Here is a 12,182-nt window from a genome sequence, read left to right as displayed (position 1 = left end):
CTCCTGCGAAAATCCTTTGGTAGCGACTCGAAACATAAAATTTGAATGTAGCTTGGGATAGTAATCCCATCTTGACTCAATTAAGCAAATTGTTTGATCGTTAATGAACGCTGATCGCAAAGCGAATTGCCTTCAGCATCACCTGCAAAAAACCAGGATAATAAAGAGGTAATAGTACAAAAATAGTACAAATCACGAATGCACATACTCTGGCTTAGACGGGATTTACGGTTGAGTGACAACGAGATTGCCGCTCTATCTACTGCCGATAACGCTGAAGTTTTGCCCTGCTTCATTATAGACCCCTGGTTCTACGAGCAAGCTGAGGTAGGCAAAGCCAGAGTCAAATTCTTGTTCGAGTCGTTGGAAGACTTAGATAGAAACCTTAGAGAGCGGGGTAGTCAACTTTATTTGTTTGAAGGTAATAGCCTCAATGTAATTCAAGAGCTTACCTGCCAACTGATCCAACAAGGCGATCGCCCTAAACTATTTTTCAACCGTGACGTACAAGTGCAGTACGGGATTGAGCGCGATCGCCAAATCATAAATTTCTACCGCGAACACAGCCTTGAATACCACCAGGGACTAAACAACTTTCTGCAAACTGATGAAAACCGCCGCGATGAATGGATGGAAGAATACTACACCTACCTGCGGCAGCCGTTGCATCCAACGCCAGAACAAATCAACACGCCAGCACTACAAATCGATCTGCCGCAGCTTACCTTCGATCAATTGAAGCAAAAGTATAACCAATTCTGGGAAACAGAGAACACTTATTTTAGTGGCGGCGAAACACAGGCGATCGCTACCTTAAACTCGTTCTTAAATTCTCGCTTTCACGGATATCATTGGAAAATCTCGCGCCCTTGGTTGACTCAGCAAGGTGCTACGTCCCACCTATCACCGCATCTGACTTTTGGTACTATTTCTGTTCGCCAGGTTTACCAAAGTACCAAAGCTAAAGCTGCCGAATTAGCCAATAATCCCAAAGCCCAGTTTTCGCTTAAGGCATTCCGCGATCGCCTGCGCTGGCACGATAGTTTTACTCAACGGTTGTACTTCCACCCAGAGTTAGTAGATACCAACCGTTACCCAGAGTTCGATGAGTATTACTCACCTGCCGAATTAAGTGAGGAGAAGCAAGAGTTATTTGCTGCCTGGAAAGAAGGGCAAACAGGCTTTCCTTTAGTAGATGCGTCGATGCGGCAACTCAAAACAATGGGGTGGATGAATTTTCGGATGAGGGCAATGTGCGCTACTTTCCTATGTATCAACGGCGGCATCTCATGGCATCACGGGGCTGAACATTATATGCAGCAACTGATTGACGGGAATCTGGGCATAGACAATTGGCAGTGGCAGATGCAAGCAGGAGTAACTAATCCGTTGTCTGATACATTCCGCATCTACAACCCTAATAAGAATTTAGAGGAGAAAGATGGCGATCTGAAGTTTATTTATCACTGGGTTGAGGAACTGCGCGGTTATAATTTGTCAGAGATCCTCGATGGGGCATATCTGAACGAAAGCCCTTAGTGCGATTCGCTGGTAGCTAAATCGCGGTAAACAGCCCGTACATAAGCTACCCAACCCGACAGCAGATTACTGTCACTAGAGGTTGAACTTCAAGGTCGATGTAGGTGTAAGCCCCAGGGATAATTCGTTGCTTAAAGAAATATTAGAATAATTGAGATGAATGAATTGAAGAAAGGAAATGGGGACAAACTTAATCCAATCACTTCAAGAAATTAGAGATTTCCGCGCTGCTCAAGGTAGACGTTATCCACTTTGGCTAATTTTACTATTAGTTATCATGGGAACAATTAGTGGATGCCGAAGTTACTATGCACTCGAAGACTTTGGGGCGCGACACTACGGGGCAGTCAGCGAGCAACTAGGACTAACGGTAACTCGCCTGCCATCGGATACTACTTTTCGTCGCATCTTACAAAAGCTTGACTTTCAAGCGCTGGCGCAGCAGTTCGGGCAATGGGTTAACAGCACTTTCGATACCGAACCAGGTGAGTGGGTAGCGATGGACGGCAAGAGTATTAGAGGAACGGTCACAGAACCGGGAACGGCTTACCAAAACTTCGTTAATATGGTTTCGGTTTATAGGCATAACCAAGGGATAGTGCTTGCTAGCCAACAGTTTGAATCGAAACACAATAGTGAGTTGAAAGTAGTACAAACAATGTTGGAGGCATTGCAACTTGAAGAAGTGGTGTTTACGCTAGATGCCCTGCACTGCCAAAAAAAATACTAAGCTGATTATTGAGGGCGGCAACGATTACCTGATCACCGTTAAAGGGAATCAACCTCGACTACTGGCACAACTTAAAACGCTTGCCGAAGCTCAAAAACCTTGCGAACGGTTTGTTGATATTGAGAAAAACCGAGGTCGAACAACCTGTAGACTCGTAAGTGTTTTCGCTGACCTCCGTGGCATCGACTTCGATTGGTCTGGAGCAAAAAGCTTCATTCAAGTTGAACGCATTGGTATCCGCTCTGGAAAACAATATCTACAAACTAACTGTAGCGACCTGAAATCATAATCGCTCCGACCCGAAATCATCGGGTTTTTGAGACCACATTAAATGAGAACAAAAGGGTGATTGAGACCACATTAAGTAAGAATAGAACCACATTAAACGATAACAGACCGAAATCATAAATTTCAGACCAGATTAAATGAGAATAAAGCATTTAAGTAGAAATAATTGAGTGATTCAAATTGAGGTTGTGTTGCAAAAACTTAGTGAAGACAGAAAACCCCTGTGGCAGGAGTTGAAATTATGCAACTACCCCAAAGATTTGATAGATAAAGACAAGTCGCTCTTTGATGGCTCCCCTGGGAACACCAATAACTTGTCCTTTTCTAACCATGTTCAGAGTTTCATATCCCCGAATGGTTCTTCTTGCAGTGTTGAAGGAGCCAAATCCCATTCCTGGTTTGACTAATCGTTTTATCCCCCGATGGTCTTGCTCCACAATATTATTGAGATATTTAATCTGTCGTAATTTCACTACTTCGGGTAACTTATTGGCAGCTTTGAGTACGTTAATCGCTTTTGGATAAGCAGGGTTCTTATCCACAGTGATGACTCTTGGTACGGAAGTGTGAATTGCTTTCAATGTCTTACGCAAAAACCGTTTCGCCGCTTTCGCATCCCGCTTCGCTGTGAGGAGGAAGTCTAAGGTGTTCCCTGCCGAATCGACTGCTCGGTATAAATACTTCTGCTTGCCTTTGACCAAAATATAGGTTTCATCTACCCGCCATGAGTCATTAGTAAGCTTTAGATACGGTCTGACTGGTTGTGTTGCAAAAACTTAGTGAAGACAGAAAACCCCTGTGGCAGGAGTTGAAATTATGCAACTACCCCAAAGATTTGATAGATAAAGACAAGTCGCTCTTTGATGGCTCCCCTGGGAACACCAATAACTTGTCCTTTTCTAACCATGTTCAGAGTTTCATATCCCCGAATGGTTCTTCTTGCAGTGTTGAAGGAGCCAAATCCCATTCCTGGTTTGACTAATCGTTTTATCCCCGCGATGGTCTTGCTCCACAATATTATTGAGATATTTAATCTGTCGTAATTTCACTACTTCGGGTAACTTATTGGCAGCTTTGAGTACGTTAATCGCTTTTGGATAAGCAGGGTTCTTATCCACAGTGATGACTCTTGGTACGGAAGTGTGAATTGCTTTCAATGTCTTACGCAAAAACCGTTTCGCCGCTTTCGCATCCCGCTTCGCTGTGAGGAGGAAGTCTAAGGTGTTCCCTGCCGAATCGACTGCTCGGTATAAATACTTCTGCTTGCCTTTGACCAAAATATAGGTTTCATCTACCCGCCATGAGTCATTAGTAAGCTTTAGATACGGTCTGACTCGTTTGTCCATTTCTGGACTATATTCTTGCACCCAACGGAAGACGGTGCTGTGATGTATATCTAATCCCCGCTCGTTCACCATCTCTGTTACTTGGCGATAGGAAAGCGGATAGCTTAGATACCACCGAACACAACGTAGGATGATTTCTGACTGATAATGCCGCCACTTGAAGGGGGATTTAGAATTCATTAGAGGCCGGTACAATGATTTTCTCTAGCGGAATTATTTCAGCCTACCATTTTTTGCAACACAACCCTGAAGATGCGAATCAAATCTCCCCGCACTGTGCAACAGATACAACCATTATTCATTTGTAAAATTTCTTCGTTGGCATTTACAATAAGCTGGCTATCAATGCTGACTTCTCCAAACTCATTGACAATTACTGCTACTTTTTTCCCATGTTTTTGGGTCAAAATACGATTAACCAGCGTAGTTTTACCAGAGCCAAGATAACCGGTAATTATTGTCACGGGGACAGGGCAAAGCTTAGAAATCATCATGAAAATACCCAGTTAGTATTTGACTATAGAATGCAGACTAAATATTATCAACAGTAGTTATGATAGAAAAATGTATTTTGTGTAACCAGGGGCAAAAGAGGATAATTACACTTTGCCCAACCCGTTTCTGGGTTTGTTTGATAAGCAATATAAACTATAACTTTGCCTATTTCATTTTATTTTAGGCAATGTCTTTCAGAATGAAGACACTGCCATAAAGCTTTGTTCGCTCAACTGTTCTTCAGCTAAATTTTTGTAACCGTTGCTGTATATGGTTTCTAGTTAAAAGTTATACTTGGTTGCATGAACCTTCAATCTACACTACTTAGCAACGCATAAGTATGAGAGTTATGTTGCAAAAATGAGGAAGATGGGAAAGATTCAAAAATTTAATAAAGCAACTTTATCAAGCCAAGACTTACTAGAGAAATAAATAGCCAAGACATTGTTCCTAAATAGATAGGTTTAAGTCCTAGCAGTTTAATACACTGTATATTGGTGGCTAAACCCATTGCAGCTAAAGCGGTTGTTAATAAAAACTGATTGAAATCGACGATCGCTATTCTCAAAGTCTCAGGAATAAAGTTGAGGCTATTAATTAAGATTAAGACAATGAAACCTAGCACAAACCAGGGAATCGGCAGTTTACGCGATTTTCCTGCCGTCCGATCTACTGATGATAAACCTAGTAATAGTGTAATCGGCGCTAGTAGCATGACCCGTGATAATTTCGCAATCGTTGCCACTTCACCACTAAGGGGATTTGTTTCAAAAGCCGCAGCGATCGCCTGGACAACTTCATGAATAGAAGCACCACACCATAAACCATAAGCTTGCGGTGTCAGGTCAAGTAAAGCAGGTAATAGCGGATAAATTAGCATCGAAGCAGCGCCAAACACTGTGACTAAGGCAACCGCATAAGCTGTATCTTCTTCGGAGCTATCAATTGCTGTCCCCACTGCTACCACTGCCGCCGCACCGCAAATTGATGTACCTCCAGCAATTAATTGAGTCAATTTTTTGCTAACTTTTAGCCGTTGTCCGATCCAACAAGTAAAAAAGAAAGTGCTAACTACAGAAGTGACAGCAACAAATAGTCCAGGAGCGCCAATAGAAATCGCTTGAGTTAGGTTTAGTTGCATTCCTAGTAAAATAATACCCAACTTGAGAATACGCTTGAGACAAAAAGTAATTCCTGGTTGGTAAACTTGAGCAACACCGACAGTATTACGAAGCAGCATTCCCAGCAGAATCGCCCAAGTCAAAGAGCTAAAGAAATTTAGTCCAAGATGCGATCGCATCAAAATCGCTAAAAAAGCTAACCCCGCCGTTAAGCTTACCCCTGGAAGTATCTGCAATAACCAGCGCTGTAGTCTAATTGCCGCAGATTTCTTAGGAAATCGTGCCTGCACTTTCAGCTTCAAACTATGCCGCACAGCAACCTCATTAGTGGAAAAATACGAAGAATTAATTAGTCGCCAAAAGTTGTGGCGATCGCCCCAGCCATTTGTACAAACACTTGACCCACTGTAGAATCTGGGTTTACTAGGGTTAGAGGCGCTCCGGTATCGCCGCCATTGCAAAGAAGCGGGTCGATAGGGATTTGTCCTAATAAGGGCGCGTGGAGTTCCATCGATAACTGTTTTCCGCCGCCACTACCAAAAATTGGCGTATGCTCTCCACACTTACTGCAAATTAAATAGCTCATGTTTTCAATAATCCCTAATACTGGAATCCCCACCCGGCGAAACATATGGATGCTGCGCCGGACATCAGAAACCGCCACTTGTTGAGGAGTTGTAACCAGCAGAACCCCACAAATCGGACTTTCTTGGACGATGGTAATTTGAGCATCTCCCGTACCTGGAGGCAGATCGATGAGCAAATAGTCAAGTTCTCCCCATTCCACATCGTGAATAAACTGAGTGACGATCTTGTGTAAAACCGGCCCTCGCCACGCTAAGGGATGTTCCGGTTCTGCCAATAACCCTACTGACATAACTTTTATACCGTAAGCTTCTAAAGGCAGAAACTTTTGACCGTTGGAAGTTTCAATTACTTTTACTTCGGCACGTCCTAATCCTAGCATTTGGGGAACATTGGGGCCGTAAACATCCGCGTCTAGTAAACCAACTTTAAAGCCTTGCAAGCTTAGGGCAACCGCTAAATTGACAGAAGTTGTAGATTTACCCACCCCACCTTTACCGCTAGAAATTGCTAAGGTAGTTTTCACCCCAGGAATTGTACAAACTTGGATATAAGTTTTTTTACACCAAGTTAGGGGTGCAAGGATCTGTTGAATTTCTGTTTGCAGATCGTGCTGGTGTCTGCCTATATAGAGGCGCAGATAGATATAACCTTCCACAACTCGCAGATTTCGCACCATTCCCAAGCTGATAATGTCGTTTTTCAAAGTTGGTTCAATTACCTGTTTAAGGCAACGGACAACTTCTTGATTACGAACTTCGCTAATCGGATCGGGGGGTAGAGGCTCTCGATCTTCTAAGTTAGTTTGCCGAAAAGGGGACTGATGGCTAGGCATTAGATATCTCTTTTGTGGCTGCTTGAATCGTCTCAATAGCTCTTTGTGTGTAGATACATACGTCTTTGTCCGGGTCGTCCAAGGATTGCTGAAGGGCGTTTAGAGCGCCGGGATTTTTTAAAGCTGCAAGAGATTTCGCGGCTTCTCTACGGACATCGGAGTATTCGTCGGTTAGCGCCTTAATTAAAATTGGCATGGTGCGGTTATCGGGAGTTTTTTGCCATGCTTGTAAGGCAAACTTTCGCACCTGCCAATGCTCATCGGCGATCGCTGTTTCTAGAGCCACCACTGCTGTAGGATCGGCATGAAGTTCTAGGGCTTTGGCGGCATTACGACGTACTTGCCAATCCACATCGGAATTTAGTGCTTGACAGAGGCAAGAAACTACTTCTGGATCTGTCAAGTGTCCCAAAGTTAAGGCTGTAGATCGACGCACGCTGTCGTCAGGATCGGATAGTAATGGAATTGCGCGATCGCATCTTTCTACTTGGTTGAGATAACGCAGTGTAGTTACGGCGGCTTCTCTAGCTAGAGCATTTTCTGACTCAAAAAAGGGTAGAACGTAAGGCAAAGACTGAGCATCGTGAATCTTTCTTAGCAAAATAAGCACGTTAAGTTGCATATTTAGATCGTCTCGATGTAGCGCGTCTAAGAGTAACAGCAAGCGATCGGGGGAAATAAGTTCGCCCAAAGCTGAGAGGGCTTCGGCGCGAATCTCTGGATCTGGGGAGGCAAGACACTCTAGTAAAGCTGGCACTGCTTTAGGGTTAGCAAGTTCCCAAAGCGCGGTTACTGCTAGTTTCTGTACAGCAAGGCTTTCGTCGCCCAAAGCCGCAATTAGCGGATCTATTGCATCCTCATCACCTAGATGTTGAAGACTTTTAACCGCAATTAGGCGATCGCTTAGGTCAGGCGACTGGAGCATTTCTAGCCATTGGTTTAACTCAGAATCAATATCATTGCTCATTGATAACTCCTTATCGTAGTAAAAATGGAATTTGCACAGTAATCGCGTTAGTGGGGCATTCCTTTTCACACGGTAAGCAAAACCAGCACTCGTCGTATTTCATATAAGCTTTGCCCGTCTCAGGATTTTTTGCTAGCACATCCAAGGGACACACTTCTATACAGGCGGTACACTTTTCTAGACACTTTGATTCGTCTACGATTACGGGAACATCTACTCTTTGCGTTGTTAATGCCATAAAATTCATCCTTTTTGGCGATTGTTAATTAGACGTTAGCAGCGTCTCTACATTGTTAACGTACTGCTACGTCATAGACTTCTTTTTCGATATCAACGTTAACGATGTAAGGCTCTATAGGGCGTTTGAATAAAAACATTTCTCCTGATGAATCTTTTTTTAAATTGACGTGACAAAACCATTCTTCGTTGTTTTTCTCTGGATATTCCACGCGATAATGATATAGTCCCCAACGGCTTTCTTTTCGATATAACGAGGCTCTTGCAGCCATTTCTGCACAGTCACGAATAAAGTGAACTTCCATGCAGCGCATCAATTCATGAGGATCTCTTGCACCCATTAAATCTAAGGTTTCTTGGTAGCGCTCAAAGTTACGCAACCCAATTTTCATTTTGTTATCTACTTTTGGTGGTTGGAGATAATCGTTGACCAAGCGACGCAACTTATACTCTACTTGGGTGTGGGGAACACCATTTGGTCGAGTCATCGGCGCATATATACGTGTCTTTTCTACCTCTAAAAACTCTGCATCGGGTTCGAGATGTTCTAAGTCAGTAATGTAATCTACGGCATTTGTACCCGCCAAACGACCAAATACAAACGCGCCAATCATGTAATTGTGAGGAACGCTTGCCATATCTCCGGCGGCATATAGTCCGGGAACTGTAGTTTCTCCCTTTTCGTTTACCCAGACTCCTGACGCGCTGTGACCGCTACATAAGCCAATTTCTGAAATATTCATCTCCACTCCATGAGTGCGGTAGTTTTCACCTCTACCTTCATGGAATCGCCCTCTACTAGGTCGCTCGTTTGCCCACAGGATGGTTTCAATTTCGGCGATAGTATCTTCGTCTAAATGAGTCATTTTGAGTTGGACAGGCCCTTTACCAGAATTTAGTTCCTTCCATACTTCCAGCATCATTTGACCGCTCCAGTAGTCGCAACTAATAAAGCGATTGCCTTCTGCATTGGCAGTATAAGCACCGAAAGGACTAGCAACATAGGCGCAGGCAGGCCCGTTATAGTCTTTAATTAATGGGTTGATTTGGAAGCACTCAATATTTGTAAGTTCTGCCCCAGCATGATAAGCCATTGAGTAGCCATCTCCAGCATTGGTGGGGTTTTCATAAGTTCCGTAGAGGTAGCCAGAAGCGGGTAAACCTAGCCTTCCTGAAGCTCCTGTACACAGAACAACAGCTTTTGCTTGAATAACAACAAAATCACCGTTTCGCACGTCAAAACCTACTGCACCGATCGCTCGTCCATCTTTAACCAAAACGCGGGTAGCCATTACTCGGTTTGTAACTCTGGCTTTATGTCGTTTTACTTGTCTAGTCAAAATCTGCTTGAGGTCTTTACCTTCTGGCATGGGTAAAACGTATTTACCAACTCGATGCACCTGCTTTAAGTCGTAGTCGCCTTGAGCATCTTTTTGAAACTTTACGCCCCAACTTTCAAGCTCTTGAATGACCTCAAAACCTAGTTTTCCAGTTTGATAAACTGCTTTTTGATTAAGGATACCGTCGTTAGAAATAGTGATTTCGCGGACATACTGTTCAGGGGTAGAATTACCAGGAATAACAGCAGTATTTACGCCGTCCATTCCCATTGCGATCGCTCCACTGCGGCGAATATTTGCTTTTTCTAAAATCAGGACATCGCCTTGGGGATTTGCTTGTTTTGCTTTAATTGCTGCCATTGTCCCAGCAGTTCCACCACCAACAATTAAAACATCGGTCTTCATCCATTGAGTATTCACTTCTTTACCCCTTTTTGCTGCTGTGAAAAACTTTTAAAGATGCCAAAAAAATAATTACAAGTTGTTTTTGCTTTTTCTATACTAATGAACTGTTTAGTTAAATACAAGACTATTTTGTAACAGACAATACTGACTTTCATGCCCGTTATTTATAGAATCATAAAATATTTTTATAAATGTTTTTAGAAGCTTACGGAGCTAATTATTGTGGAAATTAATCAAGTTAAGGCGTTCTTGGAAGTGGCAAGAAATTTAAGCTTTACAGAAGCCGCCGACGCTTTGAACCTTACTCAACCTGCGGTTAGCGTTAAAATAAAAACTTTAGAAGCTGAATTAAAAACGCCGCTTTTTTATCGATTAGGACGCAAAATTCAGCTAACAGAAGTAGGAGCTTTTTTGTATGAAGAAGGATATAGATTAGTTGAAGCAGAAAATCAACTCTTAGCAAAAATTGAAGAGATTAAAAAAGGAAAACTTGGTCATTTTAAAATAGGTTGTACGGCAGCTATTGCGAGTGAATGGTTGCCAGAAATTATCTTCAAATATCGCCAACAGTATCCAGGCATTACAACGCAATATATAGTATTTGAATCGGCAGAATTTTTGTATCGGGCTTTAACGAGCAGCCAGATTGACGTAGGCATTTCAGACATTGATTGCTCTGAATTTGATGAAGTATTCGCAAGAGCGATTTCTTCCATTGACTATCGCTTGCTTGTTACTTCAAGTCACGTCTTAGCTAAAAAAAATTGGTTGAGCTTGCAAGAACTAAAAAAAGAGCCTTGGGTAATGCTACCTGCGGGTACTCCTAGTCGCTTAGTTTTTGAATCTCGCTTGCACGAATTGGGATTAAGTTTTGATGACTTTTCCGTAGAGATAGTAGAAACTGCCGCTTTGATGCGAACCTTTATCACCCAAGGAAATTATCTAGGTTTTGCCTCTAATTTAGAATTTACAACTGAATGCCAATCAAGAAAATTAACTGCAATTCCGCTTCAAGAATTTGCCTTATCCAGCAACATTTTTGTGCTACAACCTCGACGCTTAAACCAGAGCGCGATCGCCCAAGCAGAGAAACAAACAGCGCGGCGTAGTTCAAACCCGGTGCAAAAGTTTGTCGCTTTGCTAGAAAGTCAGCAAGCCGAAGTTCAACCGAAACCTATACGCTGGCGATCGCCTAATCTGGTTCTTCGTTCTACCCCTCAACGCCCAGAAACACTGAATTTGTCGATTGGGATTCAAAACAGCACTATTACAACGGTAACGGCGGGGTTGATAATTCAACGCTTGGGCTTGCTAGAACACTTTTTACCAAAAACCGGACGCTACAGTTCTACTCAATATCAAACTCGCTGGCGTGATTATTCTACCGGAGCGCCCATCGTTCAAGGGTTACATTCTGGGGAGCTAGATATAGGTATTTTGGGCGACTATCCTTTATTACTTAGCGCCGTACAGCAAGGCGAAACAAAACAAACGCGCTTAGTTAGCTTTGTTTCTACAAATCCCGATGGCTCTTGCAATGCTGTAATTGTGCCAAACGAGTCCAAAATTCAAAGCATCGAAGACTTGCGGGGGAGAACTATTGCTGTACCATTTAGTTCGTCTGCTCACGGAATGGTAATGCGGAGTCTGAATTTTGCCAACATCCTGACGGAAGTTAAGTTGGCGGCGCTAGAAAATTCAGATATTGCTCATCCCTTTGGCTCTCCCACCGTAGCCGATGGCTACGCCCACTTTGCCCCTTTTCATGATATTGCTTATAACCAAGGAAGGTTTCGGTACTTGCAAGGCAATAATCCAAATATCCTACCTGCTTTTTATGGTGTAGTTGTGAGCGCCTCCCTAGCAGAGCAGCATCCAGAAATTGCGATCGCCTACCTCAGAGCTTTGAGTGCAGCCCAATATTGGTATGCAACTACGCCCTCTGCACTTTCCCTAATTAGCCAGTGGTCAAATCTAGATAGCGAAATAATTTCCCGCCTACTTAGCACCAACTACTACAAAAATCAGCCAGAGCGCTTTTTTTCGGAAGTCACAATTCGTCCCGACTGGATTAGGGGACATATTGCCCAGCTTAGTCTCATTCCCGGTAACGAAAGCTTAAAAACAATCAACCTCGATCGCTGGATTCAATCAGAATTTTTGCAAAGAGTTCATATATAAGAGCAGCCGTATAGCTAAAAACTATATTGCAAATCACGAAGTAATAACCCTCACAGATTGATTGCTAAGAGCTTATATACAGGCACATCAGTAGTAAGCTTAGTTGGTGTTGG

Annotated in this window: 10 protein-coding genes and 2 pseudogenes; 4 read left to right on the top strand and 8 right to left on the bottom strand. The window is 43.0% G+C overall.

The genetic code is table 11. The annotated features are described in order from the left end of the window. Nucleotides 1-198 precede the first annotated feature (198 nt). The 3 genes from SYN7509_RS27045 to SYN7509_RS27040 all read left to right on the top strand — a co-directional run bounded on the left by SYN7509_RS27045 (nt 199) and on the right by SYN7509_RS27040 (nt 2,558). Nucleotides 199-1,539, top strand: coding sequence for an FAD-binding domain-containing protein (locus tag SYN7509_RS27045; protein WP_084610798.1), 1,341 nt, complete (start codon nt 199-201; stop codon nt 1,537-1,539). Nucleotides 1,540-1,717: 178 nt separating this feature from the next. Continuing rightward, nucleotides 1,718-2,269, top strand: coding sequence for an ISAs1 family transposase (locus tag SYN7509_RS0223120; protein WP_028954552.1), 552 nt, complete (start codon nt 1,718-1,720; stop codon nt 2,267-2,269). Beyond that, on the top strand, nt 2,241-2,558 hold the full coding sequence (locus SYN7509_RS27040; RefSeq protein WP_051482683.1) for a hypothetical protein: 318 nt from the start codon (nt 2,241-2,243) through the stop codon (nt 2,556-2,558). The genes SYN7509_RS0223120 and SYN7509_RS27040 overlap by 29 nt, the downstream gene beginning before the upstream one ends. Before the next feature lie 238 nt (nt 2,559-2,796). Here SYN7509_RS27040 and SYN7509_RS27035 read toward each other — a convergent pair. From SYN7509_RS27035 to SYN7509_RS0223080, 8 genes and pseudogenes are all read right to left on the bottom strand, one after another. Next, nucleotides 2,797-3,312: pseudogene (locus SYN7509_RS27035) on the bottom strand (IS6 family transposase); the annotation flags it as partial. Nucleotides 3,313-3,474: 162 nt separating this feature from the next. Then, on the bottom strand, nt 3,475-4,083 hold the full coding sequence (locus tag SYN7509_RS27030) for an IS6 family transposase (protein ID WP_432205691.1): 609 nt from the start codon (nt 4,081-4,083) through the stop codon (nt 3,475-3,477). A gap of 50 nt (nt 4,084-4,133) precedes the next feature. Continuing rightward, nucleotides 4,134-4,394: pseudogene (locus SYN7509_RS0223100) on the bottom strand (CobW family GTP-binding protein); the annotation flags it as partial. 392 nt (nt 4,395-4,786) lie between these two features. Beyond that, complete coding sequence (locus SYN7509_RS0223095) at nt 4,787-5,809, bottom strand: YeiH family protein (RefSeq protein ID WP_227501589.1); 1,023 nt, start codon at nt 5,807-5,809, stop codon at nt 4,787-4,789. 59 nt (nt 5,810-5,868) lie between these two features. Continuing rightward, nucleotides 5,869-6,939, bottom strand: a complete 1,071-nt coding sequence (locus SYN7509_RS0223090) for an Mrp/NBP35 family ATP-binding protein (RefSeq protein WP_009630492.1) — start codon at nt 6,937-6,939, stop codon at nt 5,869-5,871. After that, nucleotides 6,932-7,906, bottom strand: a complete 975-nt coding sequence (locus SYN7509_RS0223085) for a HEAT repeat domain-containing protein (RefSeq protein ID WP_009630491.1) — start codon at nt 7,904-7,906, stop codon at nt 6,932-6,934. The genes SYN7509_RS0223090 and SYN7509_RS0223085 overlap by 8 nt, the downstream gene beginning before the upstream one ends. Nucleotides 7,907-7,916: 10 nt before the next feature. Then, entirely contained in the window at nt 7,917-8,144 is a 228-nt protein-coding gene (locus SYN7509_RS28870; RefSeq protein WP_009630490.1) for a 4Fe-4S dicluster domain-containing protein, read from the bottom strand. Between the two features lie 55 nt (nt 8,145-8,199). Next, nucleotides 8,200-9,903 (bottom strand): fumarate reductase/succinate dehydrogenase flavoprotein subunit, encoded by a 1,704-nt coding sequence (locus SYN7509_RS0223080; protein ID WP_028954550.1) that lies wholly within the window; start codon nt 9,901-9,903, stop codon nt 8,200-8,202. A 207-nt stretch (nt 9,904-10,110) separates the two neighbouring features. Here SYN7509_RS0223080 and SYN7509_RS0223075 point away from each other — a divergent pair, with 207 nt between their 5' ends. After that, nucleotides 10,111-12,069, top strand: coding sequence for a LysR family transcriptional regulator (locus SYN7509_RS0223075; RefSeq protein WP_009630488.1), 1,959 nt, complete (start codon nt 10,111-10,113; stop codon nt 12,067-12,069). The last annotated feature ends 113 nt before the right edge of the window (nt 12,070-12,182 follow it).

This window comes from Synechocystis sp. PCC 7509, from assembly GCF_000332075.2.
Lineage (GTDB): Bacteria > Cyanobacteriota > Cyanobacteriia > Cyanobacteriales > Chroococcidiopsidaceae > Aliterella.
This window is presented reverse-complemented; position numbering and strand designations above follow the sequence as displayed.